Genomic DNA, 19483 nt, shown 5'->3' with positions numbered 1-19483 from the left:
GCTGTCACAAGCAGGCCGTTTTTGTCGGTGGTCGCCGATAAGTTCGGGGTGTGAGTACGGATCGCGAGGCATTGTCAGCGGCTTTCGACACCATTGACGCTGCCTTCGACGAACTTGTCGCACACGACTACGACGCGTTGACCACCCACGAGCAGCTGGCGATGCTCGAGCGTTGCGAGAAGGTGCGCCGCCGGCTGCCGGCCGTCGAGCACCAGTTCGTCAACAACCTCGTCCGGCAGGCCACGCCTCAAGAGATCGGCGGCAAACTGTCGCATGCGATTGCCGAGGCAACCTTGATCAGTCGTTCCGAAGCGTCTCGGCGCATTCGCGAAGCCGCCGACTTGGGGCCGCGGCGCGGGTTGACCGGCGAACCGCTGCCGCCGATGTTGCCGGCCACCGCGGCGGCACAGCGCGCCGGCGAGCTCGGTCCGGGTCAGGTGGCGGCGATCCGCAAGTTCTACCACCAATTGCCCGGCTGGATCGACGGCGCTACGCGTGAACAGGTGGAAGCGAAATTGGCCGCCGAAGGCACCAAATACCGGCCCGAGCAAGTCGCCGATTTGGCCGCCATCCTGGCCGACTGCCTCAATCCCGACGGGATTTACACCGATCAGGATCGCGCGCGGCGCCGCGGCATCAACCTGGGAAAGCAACACGCAGACGGTATGTCGGAACTACGCGGCATGTTGACGCCTGAGGCTCGCGCAACCGTCGAGGCGGTGCTGGCCAAATTGGCCGCCCCGGGTATGTGCAACCCGGACGACGAAAACCCTTGTGTGGATGGCACACCGAGTCAGCAGGCGATCGGCGGTGATCACCGTTCGGCGGCCCAACGTAACCATGATGGCCTGCTGGCCGGGATGCGCTCCTTGCTGGCATCCGGGAAGTTGGGCCAGCACAACGGCCTACCGGCCTCGATCATCGTGACCACTAGCCTCGCCGAGCTAGAGGCCGCCGCCGGTCGCGGCTTGACGGGCGGGGGCACCATTTTGCCGATGAGCGACGTGATCCGGTTGACCCGCCACGCCCGGCACTATTTGGCGATCTTCGACAAGGGCAAAGCCCTGGCTCTGTACAGCACGAAACGGCTGGCGTCACCGGCGCAGCGACTAGTCCTGTACGCCAAGGAGCGCGGCTGCACCGCCCCGGGCTGCACCGTGCCCGGTTACTACTCCGAAGTCCACCACGTCACCGAGTGGGCCACGTGCCACACCACCGATGTCGACGACTTGACCTTCGCATGTGGCGCCCAGCACCGCATGCTGCGACCCGGCGGTTGGACGACCCGCAAGAACAGCAGGGGCGAAACCGAATGGCTCCCGCCCCCGCACTTGGATCGCGGCCAACCACGCGTCAATACCTTTCACCATCCGGAGAAGTTGCTCCAGGACCGAGACGACGACGTGCCCTAGGCGACCCGGCCATCCTCGGCCAGGGCAGCATCGAGTAGATCCCCCACCCGATATCGCTGCCACGCGCTCAGCAGGTTGCACAGCATCTGCAGCGGCGCCCGCACGCCTTCGTCTGCCCGGATGCGCGGGTCCTTGCGGGTCCTGGGCCCATCTACGCCAAACTTCCTGCGTATCAACGCCGGCACGTCCAGCAGCCAGGCCACGCCCATCGCTGCGGCATACAGCAGGGTATGCCGGCGCAACCGGGTCGCATCGAGCCGCGGGCCACCGCTGCGATGGACTTCGCCGACGAACAGCTCCACCAGTTCGTCGAGATGGACGTCCCACAGCTCGGTTTCGGCGGCGGACATCGCGCCCCAGATGGCCATGCCCAGGTTCATCTGGCTGACGCATCCCCAGTCCATCAGGCCGCAGCGCAGCACGCCGTCGGCGTCTCGCCAAAACCAGGCATTGTCGATGTTGGCGTTCCAATGGCACAGCGCGACATAGTCGGCGTCGTCGGCCAATTGGCCCAGAAGAACGTGCTCGTGGTGCGCGAGGCGGGGCACGTCGACACGCAGCCGCGCCAGGAAGTCCGGCGATCGCACACTCACCGGCAGCAGTCCGGGATGGGTGTCGGCGAATTCGGCCAGCTGGTTCAGCCGTCGTTCCAGTTTGTCGACGGACAGCGGCGCCCGCTCTCCCACCGTCGCGGCCCGCACGTCCAGCGGAAAGCCCTCGGCCGCAAGGCGCCCCGAACGATGGGTTCCGGCCAGCCGGGCCAGCGCGGTGAGCAGCGCCCGGTAGTGCTCGAGCGGCTCGGGCATTTCGTAGTCCAGGCACTTGTGATACTGGGGTTCGATTCCGTTGTCGCCGAATCGGATTCGCTCGGTGATCAGTATTCCGGTTCCACTTGAACGGTGATAGTCGCCGAACAGCGCACCGGGTACCGCGATCGGAAAGCCGGGGGCCCGCGACAGCGAGGCGAATCGCACCTCCGCCTCCATCTGCGTCTTGCCCCGATCGCGAATCGGATTGTCGAAATCGCGGGAGAACTTGACGAACAGGTCGGTGTGCAGACCCGTTGCTGCCGTGGCATATTCGACCGACAACCTGACTTTGCGTCCGGTGCTGCCGCCCGGTGTCTCGGTAAACTCCGTTATCCGGCTGACCGCATCGCCGTCGTTGAGCACCCCGCAGGCCCGGAACGCATCGGTGAGAAACCGGGTCCCGCCGGCGCGCAACGCCGCGGGGTCGGCGGGAATCGTCAGCCCGGACTGGTCACCGACGACCCACTGCGAATTCACGCGGTTACCAGGTCTGCTCGGCCGCGCGCACCAGCATGTGGTTGACCGCCACCCGGCGGTCGCGGGTCACCATGAACAGCACCGCGTCCGCGATGTCCTCGGGCCGCATCTTGACCATGCCGGCAGTTTGGCGTTCGAACGCCTCCCGCGAATTGGCGGCCAGATGGCTGAAGATTTCGGTGTCGACGGTGCCGGGGCCCACGACGCCGACCCGGACCCGCTTGCCGAGCACCTCTTGGCGCAGTCCCTCGCTGAATGCGTTGACGCCGAACTTGGTCAACGAATAGACCGCGGTGTTCGGCCGGGCCACCCAGCCGGCGGTGGAACTGACCGTGACCAGGTCCGCGACCCCGCGGGGCGCGTCGGCCGCCGCCTCGATCAAATGAGGCAGTGCCGCCTTGGTGGCGTAGAGGACGCCCTGCACGTTGACGGACACCATCTGGTCCCAGTCGCGCAGCGGCGCCTCGGTCGCGGGCGCCGACTGCATCAGGCCGGCATTGTTCACCAGGATGTCCAGCCGCCCCAACTCCGCGATCGCCCGCTGCACGGCGGCGGCCACCTGCTCGGCATCGGTGACATCGGCGGGCACGACCAGCGCTGTGCCTCCGGCGGATTCGATGTCGGTCTTCAGCTCGGCCAGACGTTCGGCCCGACGCGCCAGCAGGGCGACGGCGGCGCCCTCGGCGGCCAGCGCTTTGGCCGTTGCCGCGCCGATTCCACTGCTGGCACCGGTCACCAGTGCCACGGTCTTCCTCAGAGTCCCCGTCATGACCCGCCCAACGTCGGTGATGCGGCCAGTATTTCGTGCAGAACATAGTCGGTGTCCTCGCCCAGGTCGGGCGCGCCCCGCTCGATGCGCGCCGGCCCGCGCGTCATCCGCCACGCCGGTCCCAGCACCGGGCGCTGGCCTTCGCGGTGATCGGAGACGAAGCGATACAGCTCGCGATCCCAGAGTCGCTGATCGCCGATCACGTCGATTGCGGTCGCGCTCTTGGTGGCGGGCACTCCCGCCGCGCGCAGCCGATGCGCCAGGTCCTCGGCATCGAGGTGGCGGGTCAGCTCCGCGAGGTCGGCGTCGAGTGCCTCGACGTGGGTGCGACGTTCGTCGAAGGCGGCGTAGCGAGGATCGTCGGCCAGCGCGGGGGCACCCAGCGTGTCGCACAGCCGGCGCCATTGGTCGTCGTCGGCGACGGCCACGCTGACCCAAGAGCCGTCCGCGCAGGGAAAGCACCCGTGCGGACACATGTCGGGGTGGTTGTTGCCGTCGGGGCCGAGGCGGCGTCCGGTCAGGCTTTGTTCGAGCAGGCAGTCGCCGATCATCGAGGACAGGGTTTCCACGGCCGAGATGTCGACGAATTGCCCCGTGCCAGTGAGCTCGCGGTGCAGCAGCGCGACCACGGCGGCATATGCGGCCGCGGCACCGACCGTCGAATCGCCGTACCGCATGCTGGTTCCCAGCGGGGGCCCACCCGGATACCCGACCAACGGCGCGAGTCCGGCCAACGCGGCGAAGCAGGGCGCGTACCCGGTCTGGTGACCCAGTGGCCCGTCGTTGCCCCACATTTTGATCGACACCGAGATGATGTCCGGTTTGATCTCGGTGAGCTGCTGATAGCCCAAGCCCTGCCGTTCCATCGCGCCCGGGCGCAGGTTGTTGATGACGATGTCGCTGCGCGCGATCAGCTCGCGCAGCTGCGCCATGCCTGGTGCGGACTTGATATCGAGGTCCACGCTGAGGATCTCGGGATTGATGCTCAGAAAGAACGGCGCATGGTTGATGTCGGTGCCGCCGTAGGCGCGCATCTCCTCGGGCAGCGCCGCCGTCTCGACCTTGATCACCTCGGCGCCCAGCATGGCCAGCAGCTTGCCGGCGTACGGGCCTGCCCACACCTTGGTGAGCTCGACGACTCGCACCCCTTCCAGCGGCCCACCGCGCGGGGTCTTCGGCAGCTTGAGCTGTGCTGCTCGCACCGCGGGCGGTGTGCGTGTCGAATCGAGCCCGTCGAGGATCGCTGCGGTGTGCTGGCCGAGAGTCGGTGCGGTGGAGGTGATTTCGGCCGGGGATGCCCCGAGCAGGTACGGCACCGTGGGGTATGCCGCGTCGCCCAGCACCGGATGGCGGACGTTCTGAAAGAAACCGCGGTGCCGGTACTGCGGCGAATCGTGCAGGTCCGCGGCGTCGTTGACCGGAACCAGCGGCACGCCCAGGCGCTGCGCTTGGTCGGCCGCCGCCTCCTTGCCCAAGCCGCGGACCCATGCCGCGAAGCCCTGCTGGAACGCGGTGACCTTCTCCGCCGTGACCGAGAACTCGAGCCAGTCGTCGTCGAAGTCGTCGAGCCAAACCGGGCGGCCCATCAGCTCTTTGACACCGAGCCAGTGCGCCCGGCTGGTCATGTACAGGTAGACGAAGCCATCGGCGCAGGCGAAGAACGACGCCGGGCCCTGCTGGTCGTAGTCGTCGCGAGTGCCCAGCGCGGGCACTTCGCCGGTGATCAGCCGCCCCAGAATGCAATCGGCGCGCGAGACCAGCACGGCTTGCTGGGAAATGTCGATGGCCTCACCCCGGCCGGTGTGCAGCCGCCCGAACAGGCTGGCCGCCACGCACAGCGCGGCTTCCAGTCCGGCTTCGTAGTCCGCCAGGAACCGGCCCGGCCCCTGCAACGGCGGCTTGGTCGCGTCGGGATGACTGGGGGTGTGGTATCCCCATCCGCTGGCATGGAAGACGTTGATGCTCTTCGCGTTTGCGTATTCGGCGGCGGCATTCTGGCCGAACGGGGTGATCGAGCAGAACACCACGTTCGGGTGCTGATCCGCCCAGCTGGTGGCGCCGTCGTCGATCACCGCGTCGGCGGTGCCGATCACCCGGTGCAGCCGCGGGTCACGGGAATCGAGCTCGACGGAGTGCTTGTTGGTGTTGAGGTAGGCGAACACGACGCTGCCGTCGGTCCCCGCGGCATCGCCCACGATGGGAGAAAACGCCCGGGTGGAACTGCCACACCCGGGCGCCTCGACCTTGATTACCTCGGCGCCGAAGTCGGCCAACAGTTTTCCGCAGTACTCCCCTGCGACCGACTCCGCCAGCTCGACGACTCTGAAACCCGGCAGCGCCGACATGCGCGCTCAGCCGGTCAGGGCTTCGCGCGCCCGGAGCGGCTCAGGCGCCACTCCGGCGGGAAGTTCATGTCGTTGTCCTTCACCACGTTGTTCAAGCCCTTGTTGAAGGTGCCCTCGGTGAGGTCGACCTCTTCCGCGTCGTTTTTGATCATCGGCAGCATGCCCTCGACCATGCCGGTGAGCAGGCTTCCGAAGTACTCACCCTTGTGCTGCTTGTAGAGCTCGAGGAAGGTCTTCTGCACGGCGACCGTGTCGGTCGGACGGGACCGCGAGCAGGCCAGCGCGTACTTGAGGGTCTCTTCCTCCAGCTTCTCCCGAGGCACCACGCTGTTAACGAAGCCGCAGTCGTACATCTCCTTGGCGCTGAACGGCCGTCCGGTGAACAGCATTTCGGAGAACTTGCGCAGACCCATCGTCTCGGCCCACCACCACAGCCGTGGCCCCCAGCCCACGTAGCGGAACGCCGGATGTCCGAACAGGGCGTCGTCGGATGAGATCACCAGGTCAGCGTCGCCGGCCTGGTAGAAGTGCCAGCCGTAGCAGTAGCCCTTGGCCTCGATGATGCTGATCTTGCGGAGCTCCTGCAGCGGACGGTTACCGGCACGTGCCTTGGCGTAGAAGTCGGTGACGGTGGACAGGTACCGGTACGACCCGCCCGGGGGGTATTTGACGTCGTCATCGTTGATCGCGAGCTCGTGGTGCAGCGGCAAGCCGGGGTTCTCCAGCATCGGGCGCTGCTCGGGCAGGTCCCCACCGCTACCGAAATCCTGTCCCTCACCGCGGATCACGACGACCTTGACTTCGTCGTCGACATTGCACTTGTGGATCAGGTCGGCGTAGTTCTGCCGCATGCCCAGGCTGGTGGCGTTCTGCGCGTCGGGACGGTCGAAGGTGATGTAGGCGATCCGGTTCTTCTTGTCCTTCTCGAACTTGATGTACTGCTCGGCTTCTTTCTTGAGCTTTTCGTAGTCGAATTCAGGCATGAGCTTTCTCCACTTCGTTGTGACCAATTGAGGTTATTTGAGCAAGGCGCCCGCGTCGACGGGCAGCGAAACGCCTGTGACATAACGGGATTCGTCGGAAGCGAGGAACAGGACGGCGTTGCTGATGTCGCGGGCTTCCACCCACGGCACCGGCAACGTGTGCGTCATCTGGGAGAACGGCGCGAAGTCGTCCGGCCCGGGGTTTTCCAGGTCCGGCCGAAACAGCTTGAACGTCACCTCGTTCATCGTCATCGGCGTGTTGACCTGGCTGGGGTGCACCGAGTTGACGCGGATGTTGTACTGGCCCAGCTCGACGGCGAAGGCGCGCATCAGCCCGATCACGCCGTGTTTGGCGGCGATGTAGTGGCCGGTGTAGGCCATCGCCTTGTGTGACCCGACCGAACCGGTCAGCACGATGGAACCACCGCGTTCACCGGCGAGGATATGCGGCACACCGACTTTCACGGTGTGCCAGACGCCGGACAGGTTGACATCGATCATGTCCTGCCAGACGTCTTCGCGAATCTTGTGCAGCTTGTTGCCGAAGGTGCCGATTCCGGCGTTGGCGACGATGATGTCGAGGCGGCCGAGTTGCTCCACCCCGCTGTCAACGGCGGCTTTGAGTCCCTCGTAGTCGCGGACGTCGACCTGCGCGGTGACGATGCGGCGGTCGAAGTTCTTGACCAGGTCGGCGGTCTCCGCGAGATCCTCAGGCGTCGAATGCGGATAGGCCAAGTTGTCGATCGGCCCGCAGACGTCGATCGCGATAATGTCCGCACCCTCTTCGGCCAGGCGCACGGCGTGGCTGCGGCCCTGCCCGCGAGCGGCGCCACTGATGAAGGCGACCTTGCCCTCGACCCGGCCGGTCATCAGGGCACCACGGTGGGCAGGGTTTCCCAACCACGCACCGACGACGTCGGGCTCAGGGTGGCGTTGGCCAGATCGAGCTCCCACTCCGGGAAGCGCTTGAGGATTTCTTCAAGGGCGACACGGCCTTCCAGCCGGGCCAGCGCCGACCCCAGGCAGAAGTGGGCGCCAACGCTGAACGTGAGGTGCGGCCGGGGCGGACGATGAATGTTGAATTCGCCAGCGTCGGGACCGAACTGCCGCTCGTCGCGGCAGGCGGACCCGATCAGCATGAGCATCACGCTGCCTTCCGGCACCGTCCGGTCGTAGAAGCTGACATCGCGCGTCACATAGCGGGCCATGTGCGGCGCCGGCGGCTCGAAGCGCAGCAACTCCTCGATGGCCTGCGGGATGAGACCGGGGTTCTCGACGAGTTCGCGGCGCTGGTCGGGATGCTCCGCGAGGACTTTGCCCGCCCACCCGATCAGCCGCGTCGTGGTTTCGTTGCCCGCTCCGGCCACCACGTTGAGGTACACCAGGATCTCTTCGCGTCTCAGCCGGCGCGTCGTCCCGGTCTCGTCGACGAACTCCACGTTGAGCAACTCGGTCATAATGTCGTCCGACGGGTTCTCGGCGCGCCAGTCGATGTAGGCCTCGAACTGCTCGCCCACCGACAAGCCGTGCTCGGCGGCGCTCATTGGCTTGCCGGGCTCGGTGCGTAGTTGGGCGTTGCCGCGGTCGCGGATGTACTCCTGATCTTCTTCGGGAATCCCGAGCAGTGCGCTGATGACCTTCATCGGCATGATCGCGCCCAGGTCCGTGACGAAGTCGAACCGCCCCGATCCCACCAGCGGATCGAGCGATTGCGCACAGAAGTCACGGATCATCGGCTCCAGCGCGGCGATCTTGCGGGGAGTGAACATGCGGGACAACAGCTTGCGGTGCACGTCGTGGATCGGCGGGTCCTCGAAGATCAACATGCCCGATGGGATCTCGAGGTTGGCCTTGATCAGTTCCATGATCACGCCCCGCGCGGAACTGAAGGTGCCGTGGTCGAGAATTCCCTTGTTCACGTCCGCGAATCGGCTCAACGCGTAAAAGTCGTATTCCGAGTTGTAGTACAGCGGCGCCTCTTCACGCAGCCGCGCAAACATCGGATAAGGGTCGGCGATGAGCTCGACGTCGTACGGGTCGAAACGGGCCTGGCTCTCGGTGCTCGTCGTCACGAAATCTCTCCTACCGCTGCACTTTCCGGATGCCGACCCGACAGTGATCGGGGACCGGATCCGGTTCGGGCAATTTATACACTCCGCTTAAATGCGTTTGCTTCGACAAACGCACGGGCTCGGCTGATAGCGGGCTCACCGACGGCCCGTGAACGTCGGCTTACTCTATTCTCGTAGAGAACCATATAGCGGGTGCTGTGGCAAGACCCAAAAGCGCGAAGCCCGGCGCGTCGTCCGTCGGATCCGGCGGTGCCCGCGGTCAGCCCGAAGCGGCGGCACGGCGGCCGCGCGCCGCTTGCCCGTCGCCGGCCTCGGTGAGCCCGCCCTTGTGCGGACTCTTCAGGATGCCGGTGGCGATAGCCGACAGGATCGCGTCGAGTTGTTCGGGGGTGTCGACAATCCGGTCGCCGTGGGCCGCGCGCATCAGCAGCCCGTTGATGAACGTGAGCGTGACGTTGCTCAAATCCTCGACCACCGCCGATTCCAATTCGGCCCCGTGCGGCATCAGCTGCACGAGGATCTCGCGGTGCAGCTTCGTGAAGGCGTCCGTGGCCTGCTGCAGAATCGCGGCCATCGCGGGGTCCCGGGCCGCTTGCATCGTCAGCTCGTAGCGGGCCTTGGTCCACGACAGTTGCGGCTCGGTGCCGGCCTGAATCACCACCTGCGACAACAACGACGGGGTGGGGTTGTCGCCCGTGCTGCCGGCGCTGTCGGCGATGGATTGCAGCCGCTGCAGATCCAGCTCGGCCAGCCGCTCGGCGACGGCGCGCAGCAGTGCGGAGCGGGTCCGGAAATAGAACGAGGTGGTGCCGTCGGGAACGTCGGCCTTGCGGTCCACCTTGAGATGACTCAATCCCTTGGCCCCGTCGGCGGCCAACAGCTCGATCGCCGCATCACACAGGTCGCGGCGGCGCTCCGCCGGATTGGGCTTTCGCCTCTGCACCGACGAGGACGGGTGTCGAGCCATGAACACAGGCTTTCGTGGCAAGGATCTAAAGTGAACTTCCGCTGACGTGCAGCACGACCTTACTCTATGTTCGTAGTGTCCGTAAAGCACGCGTCGCTGCGGCAACGGTGTCATCACGATTCGCGCGAATTCCGCCCTATTGGGCGACAACGGGCATCGGACCTACTTTGCTTGGGTTTGATGTCCGCTACCGCGATCGCCCGGCTGACCAGTGCCATTCTGCTCGGCGCGCTGTCCTGCGGCTGCCATACGACCCAGCACCCGGCCGCACCCACCCCCTCGAGCGCCACGACGTCGACGACCCCATCCGTGGCGCCGGCGCCGAGGATCGCACCGTTGCCGGTTCGGCCGGTCGAGAAATCGCAGCCGACCTCACCCGACAAATGCCCCGCGGTGGATCCGGTCGCGCCCGCACCGCCGGCCAACGTCCTGGTCACCTGCGACCTGGCCCGAACCACGCGCTACACATTGGGACCGGAGACGACGCGACTCGAACTCACCCGCGTGGACGCACCCAAGCCGCTGACTTCCGACTTCTATCAAGTGATTCTGACGATGGACCCGGCCTCGGCGACCGCGTGGGCGGCATTCACCGCGGCACACCCGCACGCCCATATCGCGTTCGTCCGAGACGATCTGGTGCTGGAGGCGCCGATGATCGAAAACCAGGTCACGTCGGGGCAGATCGCGCTGACGACCCAAACGGCGCAGGCCGCCGCCCAGCTGGCCCAATTGGCGGGACGCCCGGCATGACGGAGCTCGCGATCGGCTTTCTCAACGGATTCGGCCTTCCGCCAATAGAGTTCGTCGACCTGGCCGCCGATCTTGGCTGCGGCTACATCTCGGCCGTGGTGCACAGCGCGCCGTTGGTGCCGCTGGGCTATGCACCCTTTTCACTCAAGGACGACCCGGCGCTGCGATCCGACGTGCTCGCCGCGATGCGGCACCGTGGCGTGGCCGTCTCGCTGGGCGACGGGTTTCTGGTGCTGCCGGACACCGAAACCGGGTCATTCGGTGCGGATCTCGACGTGTTGGCCGAGCTCGGCGTACCCCGAATCAACGTCGTCAGCCTCGACCCCGATCTCGGCCGCACCTTCGACCAGTTCGCCGCGTTGACCGAACTCGCCGCCCAGCGCGGCATCCAGACCGTCGTCGAGCCGGTGCCCGGGCTGACGGTGGGTGATCTGCCGACCGCGTTGGCCGCACGAGAATACGTGGGCCGGCCGGACTTTCGATTGCTGATCGACACCATGCATCTGGTCCGTTCCGGGTCCGGCGCCGCCGATCTCGCGGCCGTCGACCCCGCACACATCGGCTACGCCCAACTCAACGACACGACACTGCGGCCACGGCTGGAAAACTACATGGAGGAGGCCATGTTCGAGCGCATGGTTCCCGGCGAGGGCGAACTGCCGCTCGTCGACATCCTGTCCGCGCTTCCCGACGACATCGTGCTCGAAATCGAAGTACCCAGGCGGTCGTTGGCGCTGGCCGGGGTCAGCCCGATCGATCGGGTGCGTCCGTGCGTCGAGGCGGCGCGCAGCCTATTGACGGAAATCGGCCGCTAGCTTCAACTTTCAGCTGGGTTCCCGAAGCGGCAGGCCCGCGGCACGATAGATGTCGTCGATCACGGTCATGTTCTCGATCGCGTCCCGCGCAGTGGTCTTCACCGGCTCACCACGCAGCACCGCCGCGGCGAACGCGTCGAGCTGGTAGGCGTAGGAGGCCCGGCGCGGAAAGCTCTCCACTCGATTGTCGTCCGCGGTCCGGACCGAGAGCCGATGGAACATCTGCGGCATCGCCGGGTTGAGCACATGCAGCCGGCCGCGCTCGCCGACCACCCTGGCACTGATATCGAAAAGCCGCCGCGACCACATCGAGCACCGCACGCGGCCCGTGTGTCCGCCGGCAAACCGCAACTCGGCCGTCATCGCCCGGTCGATCTGCGGATCGTGCAGCTTCGCCTGCGCCGAAACGACTTCCGGAGTCGAGCCGCCGAACGTGCGGACCATGTGAACCGTGTAGCAGCCCGCATCCATCGTCGCGCCACCGGCCAGCGCGTAGTTGTACCGGATGTCGGAGAACTTCGGCAGTGGGAAGCACAGCGTGGCTTCCACGTGCGTGAGCTTGCCCAGCTCCCCGGAAGCGATGATCTCCTCGACCCGCAAGGTCTGGGGATGGTACCGATAGTGGAAGGCTTCCATCACCACTCGATCCGACTTCGCGGCCAGGTCGGCGATCTCGCGGGCTTCGGCGGCGTTCGCGGTGAACGGCTTCTCGCACAGCACGTGTTTACCGGCGGCTAGGGCCGCCCGGGTCCACTTGCCGTGCAACCCATTTGGCAGCGGGTTGTAGATCGCGTCGAGGTCCGGATCGGCGATCAGCGCGGCGTAGTCGTCGTGTGCCCGGGCAATGCCGTGTTTGGCGGCGAAGGCACGAGCGCGCGCCCCCTCGCGCGCGGCCACCGCGGCGACCACGACGTCGGGATTGTCCTTGGCGGGTTTGACGAGCGCCGTGGGTGCGATCGCGGCGGCACCCAGGATGCCGATCCGCAGCGGGGTTACGTTTCCAGACACGGGTTTCTCCTATGTCAAGCCGCTGCCGGTTGGCAAGGCTGATTGCGGGTTTGGTCGTCGGTGTGGAGGTGGTGGAACACCACGCGGGCCAGGCGGCGTTTGAGGCAGCGCAGGGCCTCGGTGCTGGAGTCACCAGCGGCGAGCCGGCCTCGGTAGTAGGCCCGACCAAGGCCGTCGAGGCGGATTTGAGTGACCGCGATACGGTGCAGAGCGGCGTTGAGTTGACGGTTGCCCGAGCGGGTCATGCGCACGCGGCCGGCGGTGTTTCCCGACCAGACCGGGATCGGGGCTACCCCGGTGTGGCGGGCGAAGGCGGCCTCGCTTTTGAATCGGGTGACGCCGGCGGTTTCGCCGACCAGTTTGGCTGCGGTCAGCTCGCCGCAGCCGGGCATCGCCAAAAGCGCCGGAGCGATCGCACGGACGCGCTCGCCGATACGTTTGGTCAAGGCATTGATGGCTTCGGTGAGTCGGGTGATGTCGGCCAACTCCTCGCGGGCCAGCTCGGCGACCAGACCACGCTGGGTAGCCAACCAGTCACCGAGCAACCTGCGGTGCTTGCTCAGATCCAGCGACGCCGGTTTCGGTGCTCGGCCCGGATCAAGTTCGTGCACGCGCCACAACAACCGGTTGATCGTCGAAGTACGTTGCCCCACAAGGTCTTCACGGCGGTCCACCAGCAGCTTCAGCTCCCGCGACACCTCGTCGTGGGAGGCCACCGGAAGATCGGGGCTCACGCAGGTAAGCTCGCGCGACGGCCAACGCATCGATCGGATCAGACTTGCCTCGGGTACGCGCCGAGGCCCGGCTCTGAGCCATCAACTTCGATGGAACTCGCACCACCTTCTGATCGGCGGATAACAGGTCGCGCTCGAGGCGGGCTGACAAGTGTCGGCAATCCTCGATCGCCCACACCAGCTCGACCCCGAACTGACTGCGAGCCCATCGCACCACCTGGCGATGACCTGAAGTCGTGGCTGCAACGACCTTCTCGCCGACTTTGCGGCCCACCTCGTCCACGGCGACGAACGTATGCGTGCGCTTGTGGACATCGGCTCCAACAACAACCATGGAGGTTGCCTCCTTCACTGTGAGGTGACGGTTGGGCCGGTCGGCGGACACATCTCAGTCGGGGGCGACGCCACGCTCCTATCAAGTCACGCCGGCCGGTCCTTCACACCTGATGCCGACAAAACCCATGAACGCCAACCCGAGGGCGGCAGCGACGCTACGAGCCAGACACCAGGTGATCAGGATCCAACCACCGCTCTACGCGGCAACCTCACCCTGACACTGAAATCGACGCTAGCGACGGGCGAATGCCGGGGCGCGCTCGGGTCGTACCCCGACACCGATGAAATAGGCGGGCACAAAGGACAGCCACGGCAGTCGCTGCAGCACTCCCAGGAACGCCGCCGGCGGGGTGAGGTCGGCGCCGCGCAGCAGCGGCCCGAGTCCACGCTGCAGGAACCGTTGCACGCCTTGGGTGACCGCGGTGGGAAACAGCCGGCGACGCCGCACGGCCGCCAGGTCCCGATCGGTGACGCGGTGCTGTCGCAGCGGCTCGGCCAGGATCGTCGCGGCCGCCACGGCGTCCTGGACCGCCAGGTTGATGCCGACACCGCCCAGCGGGGACATCGCGTGCGCGGCGTCGCCGATGCACAGCAGTCCGTCGGTGTGCCAGCGCAGCAGCCGGTCGACCCGGACATCGAGGTGTTTGATCTCGTCCATGGACTGCAGCGTCGCGACCGCGCCGGCCGATTCCGGCAGCAGCGCACCGATGTCGCGGCGAAACTCTTCGATGCCCTTGGCCCGCAGCTGCGCGTCGGTGCCCTTGGCACCGAGGTAGGCGATCTGGTTGTAGCCCTCCCGCGGAATTACCCCGAGTGCCTTGCCGGGGCCGACGCGCGGCAGAAACGAGAACTCCTGGTCGCCGTCGCGCGGCAGCCTGAACCACCACACGTCGAAGTTCACCGGGTATTCGCGGCTCCGCAGACCGGCCGCACGGCGCGCCATCGACCACCGGCCATCGCACGCGACGGTCAGCTCCGCCCTCAGCTCGCCCGGCCCGTCGGGGCCCCGATAGCGCACCCCGGTGACCTTGCCGCCCTCGCGCATCAGGTCGGTCGCCTCCGTTTTCATCCGCAACGTGAAAGTCGGTTCCTCCTGCGCGGCATCGGCGAGCAGATTGAGCAGGTCCCACTGCGGCACCATCGCGACGAAGGGATGGGGTTGGCGCAACCGACTGAAGTCGACATACGTCACCGACCGGCCGTCGGATTCAAACCGCGCGCTGTGCACCTCGCTGTGCGGTATGGCCGCAAAGCGTTCCCAAAGACCCAGCTCGTCGAGCAAGCGCATCGTGGTCGGATGCACGGTGTCGCCGCGAAAGTCGCGGAGAAAGTCGCCGTGCTTTTCCAGCAGCGTGACCTCGATCCCCGCCCGGGCCAGCAGCAGCCCCAGTACCATTCCGGCCGGTCCGCCGCCGATCACCGCGCAGGTTGTCGTCTCCGTCATCACTCCCCCGATTGCCGCATGACGTCCTCAGCCCAGCAGTTGTGGGTCCACGTCGTACACCGAAACCGGTTCGGTGAGTACCCCGTTTTCTTCGACGTAGCGATCCCACAGCCCGAGCAGCTCGGCGAGCTTGTCGGGATGGGTGGCGGCGAGGTCGTGGATCTCGCCCCGGTCGCGGGAAAGGTCGTAGAGCTGCCAGGCGCCGGGGCCATAGGGCGGGGGCAGGTAGAGAGCCTTCCAGTCGCCTTGCCGGATCGCGCGGCGGCCGAACAGTTCCCACCCGGTGCCGGTCTCGCCCGGGTGCACCGCCTCGGCGGCGCAGGACAGGTACGGCACCAGCGATCGGCCGAGCATCGGTTCGACGTCCCGGTCGCGGTAGCGGGTGCCGGGATGTTCGACGCCGGCCAGTTCCAGCACGGTGGGCATGATGTCCATGACGGTCGCGAACGCCGTACCGATCGCGTTCTGGCGTGCGAAGCCCGGCCAGGTGACGAAGCCGACCACCCGGATCCCGCCTTCGGTGGTGAACGCCTTGTGCAACCGCGAGGGCGCCGTGGCCGCTTGTGCCCAGCGGGGGCCGTACCAGATGAACGAGGTGGGCCGCCCGAGGTTTTCCAGGCTGTTGTCGCAGTTCTTTTCGATTTGCGCGACGATCTGGGGACCGCGCAGTGGCATCGCCTCGACGATCGCCCCCTCCGCGCCGTTGTCCGACATGAAGATCACCACGGTGTTGTCCAGCTCGCCGGTCTCGGCCAAGTAGTCGATCACCCGGCCGATGTTCTGATCCATGCGGTCCACCATGCCGGCGTAGACCTCCATCGAGCGCGCCGAGATCGCGCGCTCCTCGTCTGTCATGTCGTCCCACTCGACAGCGCCATCGGCCACGACCGGATGCGGCTCGACATCGGGCGCGCACAGACCGAGCCGCTTGAGCGCCGCCAACCGCTCCTCGCGCAGCGCATCCGGGCCGGCGTCGTAGCGGCCGCGATATTTGGCGATCGATTCGTCGGGCGCCTGTAGCGGCCAGTGCGGCGCCTGAAACGGCAGGTACGCGAAGAACGGCCGGTCGTCGTCGGGGGCGCGGTCGCGGAAGTAGCCGAGCAAGGTGTCGGTATAGGAATCCGACGAGTAGAAGTCCTCGCCCACCGTGACGAACTGGTCGTCCTCGGTGTAAAGCGTTGGCACCGGCGAGAATCCGCGTCCCGCGGCACCACCATAATGGCTGGCCCCGGCCGGCAGCAGCGCAAACGAGCGCTCGAATCCCCTTGCCCACGGCGATCTTTCAATTGTGTGGCCCAGATGCCATTTGCCCGACATCAGCGTGAGATAACCCGCGTCGCGCAACAGCTCGGGCAGCGCCACCACCCGGTCGTTGAGGTAACCCTCGTAACCGGGCGCACCCGCAAATCCGGGGGCCGCGACCTCCAGCATCGTGCCGATGCCGGCGACGTGGTGGTCGGTTCCGGTCAGCAGCATCGCCCGGGTGGGCGAGCAGGCCGGTGCGGAATGGAAATCGGTGAGTCGGATACCGGCGTGCGCGAGCCGGTCGAGGTTGGGCGTCTCGATCTCGCCACCGAACGCGCCGATGTCGGAAAACCCGAGGTCGTCCGCCAGGATCACCAAGAAGTTAGGCCGCTTCACGGTCAAGCATCCTGTCAGGTCCGGCACCCGAATGGAACGTTCGGGAACTGGCTAGGCTCGATTCACCGAATACACCGATCCCCGGGGGCGCCCGATGTTGGCACAGTTCGAGATGTCGATTCCGCTGGTCGCCGCGCCGATGTCGGGCGGCCCGACGACGCCGGCGATGGTGTCGGCCGCAACCGCGGCCGGCGGCCTGGGCATGCTCGCCGCGGGCTACAAGACGGTCGAGGCCGTCGAGGCCGAGCTCAAGATCGTTCGTGCCGAAGGAATCCCGTTCGGCATCAACCTGTTTGCGCCCAACCCGGTGCCGGTCGACCCGGACAGCTACCGGGCGTACGCCGCGATCATCCAGCAAGAGGCCGACCGGTTCGGCCTCGTCCTGCCGGCCGATCCCATCGAGGACACCGACTGGTTCGACGAGAAGATCGCGTTGTTGCTCGACGACCCGGTGCCGATGGTGTCGTTCACGTTCGGCATCCCGCCGAGCAGCGTGATCGCCGCCCTGCAGCGGGCCGATACCGTCGTGGTCCAAACTGTGACGACGCCTGACGAGGCGGCACAAGCCGATCAGGCGGGTGTCGACATGCTGGCCCTGCAGGCCGTCGTCGCCGGCGGGCATTCCGGCACCCTCTCGCCGCGGCGACCATTGCAGCCGGTTCCGCTCGTCGATCTGGTCAGGCAGGTCACGGCGGCGGTGCCGCTGCCGGTGCTGGCCGCCGGTGGGCTGGCCACACCCGACGCGGTGTCCGACATCATCCGGGCGGGCGCCGCCGCGGCCGTCGTCGGCACCGTGCTGCTGCGCGCCACCGAAAGCGGCGCGTCGGCGACCCATCAGGCCGCGCTGACCGATCCCGCTCGCACCGAGACGGTGCTCACGCACGCCTTCACCGGACGCCCCGCCCGCGGGTTGCGCAACACATTCATCGACAACCACGAGGCCCAGGCACCGTTCGGCTATCCGGCAATTCACCACCTGACCAGCCCGCTGCGCAAAGCCGCTGCGGCCGCGGGGAAGCCCGACTACGTCCACCTGTGGGCGGGGACCGGGTACCGGCACGCCACCGCCGAACCCACCGCGGACATTCTGCGGCGGCTCGCATCCGGTCTGTGATTATTTGCCAATGCCGACCGGAAATCAGCAATACGCGAGATGAAACAACGGTGTATAAGCGGTAGTTCAGACATGCGCTGACGCCCACCACCGTTAAATTGTGCAGATGGATACCGCGCCGGCCGACGTGACCAGAGTCCGGCAGGTGGCCGAGCTATCTCCTGCCGAACAGCAGAATGCCGTGAATTCCGAATCGGCCACCGCACAAATTCGGCTCGCCCAACCCACGGGGCGTTTCTGGACCAAAGAACTCGTTTTGGCTCTCGCGGGAATGCTCGCCACGCTTATCACCGCCGTCGTCGCCTCGTATTTCAACTACCAAACCAGCGTTGCTGCAGCGGAAAGCATTCATCGACACAGCGCGTCCGAATCAGCGCGAAATGAGCGCAAGAGTACCTACACCGAACTTCTGGCCAAGATGCAGATCATGGTGGCCCTCGAGCAAGAGGTCGACATTTCTCGATACAACCGGGCGGCGGATCCGCTTACCCAGCCGGCCTTCCTCGAGGAGATAGGCAAATGGGAAGCCGCGAGCCTCCAATTGTCCAACGCCGCGGCAGCGGTCGACTTGGTCGGATCGGCGCCGATGCGGCTTCGGACGCTCGCGCTGCGCGAGGCCAACAACGCCCTCTCCAGCGCCTACGCGGCGCTGAATACCGAATATCTGCGCGACCCGACGAATCGCGAGAAAATCGCGGCAGCGATCCGGGACTTCGATTCACGACGCACCGCGATGATCCGGGCACGAGTGGACCTGATCGATGCAGCCCGCGCGGATTTGGGGACGATGGGTAACCAGCCCTAGCTGGAGAACGTAAAGCGGTTGAGTACGTCGTAAGGGCCGAACGGCGAGGCCCGCAAGATTCGGTATATCCACCGGACGACGGTGCTGTCGATCTTTTCGTAACCGGCCAGCGCCGGCGTCCGTTCGACGAATCTCAGCCTCGGATTCCAGGCTTCGATCTCGCGCGCGTTGCCGATGCCCCACTTGATGATGCCCCGGGTGAGCACCTTCGACAGCAACGGCGCCAACGCCGCGAGGGTGTCGAATTGCAGCTCCCCACAATCGAATCGGTCCAGCAGGCGTGCGAACAGCTCGCGCACTCCACTCTCGTCGACATACATCAGCAGGCCCTCGGCGACGACGAGGGTCGGGTGGCCGGTGGGTATCTGATCGATCCAATCCAGATCGGTCACCGACGAGCCGATCATCCGGTAGTGCTCGGTCTCGTCGTACAGTCGGCGGCGAAGCTCGATGACACTTGGCTGGTCGAGGTCGAACCAGCGCACCGCGGGCGGCACGTCGAGGCGGAAGGCACGGCCGTCGAGGCCACAACCCAGGTGCAAGACGACCGCGTCGGGGTGGCGGGCAAGGAAGTCAGCGCACCACCCGTCGAGCTGTTTTGCGCGCAACGCGACCAGATACTGGTTCGACGCCGGAAATGAGCTCCGGTGGATGCGTTTGAAGTCGTAGTCGATCCGGTCGACCGCATCGGCGGCGGCATGGTCACCCAGAATCGGATGCGCCGAGCGGCTTTCGTGGGCACGCAGGTACAGCGTCACGAGGTTCGTCCACTCCACCGAGCCCCAGCGGACCGAACTGAAATCAACCTTGCCCGTCGTCACTATCCCCTCCTGGTTGGGCGACAACTACTACCGACAGCGAAGCGCATCCGGGGCCACGATGGCCACCCCGAAATTGTCCGCGGCCCAAACGGGCAGGTCACGTCGGCGCTGGCGGCTCAAATCGGTGGGCGCCCATCCGACGGACGCTGTGCTCCGAAGAACTATCGAGCAACGGTTG

At 66.3% G+C, this 19483-nt stretch carries 16 protein-coding genes and 1 pseudogene; 5 read left to right on the top strand and 12 right to left on the bottom strand.

Going from position 1 to position 19483, the window contains the following annotated elements:
* Positions 1 to 50 precede the first annotated feature (50 nt).
* On the top strand, positions 51 to 1412 hold the full coding sequence (locus BN973_RS14985; protein ID WP_036469025.1) for an HNH endonuclease signature motif containing protein: 1362 nt from the start codon (positions 51 to 53) through the stop codon (positions 1410 to 1412).
* On the opposite strand, the gene BN973_RS14980 is transcribed toward BN973_RS14985, so the two are convergent.
* From BN973_RS14980 to BN973_RS14950, 7 genes are all read right to left on the bottom strand, one after another.
* Positions 1409 to 2698: a hypothetical protein gene (locus BN973_RS14980; protein ID WP_036469024.1), complete on the bottom strand. Its 1290-nt coding sequence runs from the start codon at positions 2696 to 2698 to the stop codon at positions 1409 to 1411. The genes BN973_RS14985 and BN973_RS14980 overlap by 4 nt on opposite strands.
* A gap of 4 nt (positions 2699 to 2702) precedes the next feature.
* Complete coding sequence (locus tag BN973_RS14975; RefSeq protein WP_036469022.1) at positions 2703 to 3467, bottom strand: SDR family NAD(P)-dependent oxidoreductase; 765 nt, start codon at positions 3465 to 3467, stop codon at positions 2703 to 2705.
* Positions 3464 to 5812, bottom strand: coding sequence for a CaiB/BaiF CoA-transferase family protein (locus BN973_RS14970; protein WP_036469021.1), 2349 nt, complete (start codon positions 5810 to 5812; stop codon positions 3464 to 3466). Before BN973_RS14970 ends, BN973_RS14975 begins: the two co-directional genes overlap by 4 nt.
* A 14-nt stretch (positions 5813 to 5826) precedes the next feature.
* Complete coding sequence (locus BN973_RS14965; RefSeq protein WP_036469019.1) at positions 5827 to 6795, bottom strand: enoyl-CoA hydratase/isomerase family protein; 969 nt, start codon at positions 6793 to 6795, stop codon at positions 5827 to 5829.
* A gap of 33 nt (positions 6796 to 6828) precedes the next feature.
* Positions 6829 to 7665, bottom strand: coding sequence for a mycofactocin-coupled SDR family oxidoreductase (locus tag BN973_RS14960; RefSeq protein WP_036469017.1), 837 nt, complete (start codon positions 7663 to 7665; stop codon positions 6829 to 6831).
* Positions 7665 to 8867 carry a cytochrome P450 gene (locus BN973_RS14955; protein WP_036469016.1) on the bottom strand — a complete coding sequence of 401 codons (1203 nt, stop codon included), beginning with the start codon at positions 8865 to 8867 and terminating at the stop codon, positions 7665 to 7667. The genes BN973_RS14960 and BN973_RS14955 overlap by 1 nt, the downstream gene beginning before the upstream one ends.
* A 259-nt stretch (positions 8868 to 9126) precedes the next feature.
* Positions 9127 to 9834 carry a TetR/AcrR family transcriptional regulator gene (locus tag BN973_RS14950; RefSeq protein WP_036472467.1) on the bottom strand — a complete coding sequence of 236 codons (708 nt, stop codon included), beginning with the start codon at positions 9832 to 9834 and terminating at the stop codon, positions 9127 to 9129.
* Between the two features lie 180 nt (positions 9835 to 10014).
* On the opposite strand from BN973_RS14950, the gene BN973_RS14945 reads away from it, so the two are divergent.
* Together BN973_RS14945 and BN973_RS14940 are read left to right on the top strand one after the other, a co-directional pair.
* Positions 10015 to 10587 (top strand): SecDF P1 head subdomain-containing protein, encoded by a 573-nt coding sequence (locus tag BN973_RS14945; protein ID WP_036469014.1) that lies wholly within the window; start codon positions 10015 to 10017, stop codon positions 10585 to 10587.
* Positions 10584 to 11402, top strand: coding sequence for a sugar phosphate isomerase/epimerase family protein (locus tag BN973_RS14940; protein ID WP_036469013.1), 819 nt, complete (start codon positions 10584 to 10586; stop codon positions 11400 to 11402). The genes BN973_RS14945 and BN973_RS14940 overlap by 4 nt, the downstream gene beginning before the upstream one ends.
* A gap of 9 nt (positions 11403 to 11411) precedes the next feature.
* Here the strand turns inward: BN973_RS14940 and BN973_RS14935 are convergent, their stop codons facing one another.
* The 4 genes and pseudogenes from BN973_RS14935 to BN973_RS14920 all read right to left on the bottom strand — a co-directional run bounded on the left by BN973_RS14935 (position 11412) and on the right by BN973_RS14920 (position 16565).
* A complete protein-coding gene (locus BN973_RS14935) occupies positions 11412 to 12410 on the bottom strand; it encodes a Gfo/Idh/MocA family protein (RefSeq protein ID WP_036469012.1) in 999 nt (332 codons plus the stop codon).
* 14 nt (positions 12411 to 12424) lie between these two features.
* Positions 12425 to 13496, bottom strand: a pseudogene (locus BN973_RS14930) (IS110 family RNA-guided transposase).
* Positions 13497 to 13712: 216 nt separating this feature from the next.
* The gene (locus BN973_RS14925) at positions 13713 to 14924 is read right to left on the bottom strand and encodes an FAD-dependent oxidoreductase (protein ID WP_084163409.1); all 1212 of its coding nucleotides are present in this window, start codon (positions 14922 to 14924) and stop codon (positions 13713 to 13715) included.
* 27 nt (positions 14925 to 14951) lie between these two features.
* The gene (locus tag BN973_RS14920) at positions 14952 to 16565 is read right to left on the bottom strand and encodes an arylsulfatase (RefSeq protein WP_036472465.1); all 1614 of its coding nucleotides are present in this window, start codon (positions 16563 to 16565) and stop codon (positions 14952 to 14954) included.
* 94 nt (positions 16566 to 16659) lie between these two features.
* Here BN973_RS14920 and BN973_RS14915 point away from each other — a divergent pair, with 94 nt between their 5' ends.
* Together BN973_RS14915 and BN973_RS14910 are read left to right on the top strand one after the other, a co-directional pair.
* Entirely contained in the window at positions 16660 to 17679 is a 1020-nt protein-coding gene (locus BN973_RS14915; protein WP_036469010.1) for a nitronate monooxygenase, read from the top strand.
* Positions 17680 to 17785: 106 nt separating this feature from the next.
* The gene (locus tag BN973_RS14910) at positions 17786 to 18484 is read left to right on the top strand and encodes a hypothetical protein (RefSeq protein ID WP_036469008.1); all 699 of its coding nucleotides are present in this window, start codon (positions 17786 to 17788) and stop codon (positions 18482 to 18484) included.
* Here BN973_RS14910 and BN973_RS14905 read toward each other — a convergent pair.
* A complete protein-coding gene (locus BN973_RS14905) occupies positions 18481 to 19308 on the bottom strand; it encodes a class I SAM-dependent methyltransferase (RefSeq protein WP_139830040.1) in 828 nt (275 codons plus the stop codon). The two genes, BN973_RS14910 and BN973_RS14905, sit on opposite strands and share 4 nt — an antisense overlap.
* Positions 19309 to 19483 lie beyond the last annotated feature (175 nt).

This window comes from Mycobacterium triplex (assembly GCF_000689255.1).
In the GTDB taxonomy this organism is placed as follows: domain Bacteria; phylum Actinomycetota; class Actinomycetes; order Mycobacteriales; family Mycobacteriaceae; genus Mycobacterium; species Mycobacterium triplex.
This window is presented reverse-complemented; position numbering and strand designations above follow the sequence as displayed.